This window comes from Motilimonas sp. 1_MG-2023 (assembly GCF_030547455.1).
Taxonomy (GTDB): Bacteria; Pseudomonadota; Gammaproteobacteria; order Enterobacterales; family CBDFNC01; genus Motilimonas.
Window position 1 is genome coordinate 1 of sequence record NZ_JAUOPX010000250.1, and the last position, 242, is coordinate 242.

Annotated in this window: 1 pseudogene; it reads left to right on the plus strand. The window is 37.2% G+C overall.

What is annotated here, in order from left to right:
• A pseudogene (locus Q4519_RS22045) lies at positions 1-242 on the plus strand (DNA repair protein RecO); the annotation flags it as partial.

Here is a 242-nt window from a genome sequence, read left to right on the forward strand (position 1 = left end):
CATTAAAGGGATCATTCAGAAATTTAACTTGCTTAATATTGCTAGGGGCGGAAAAGGTCAGCTTAAATTTCTAAGAAGCGTTGAAGAGCAAACCAATGCATTGAATTTACCGGGAGATAAGCTCTACATTGGGCTATATTTGAATGAATTACTCAAACGCCAGTTAGAGCAACTCACACCATATCCTGAACTGATTCAATGTTATCAAGATACCTTAATTGCCCTTGCTAATGTCCAATCTT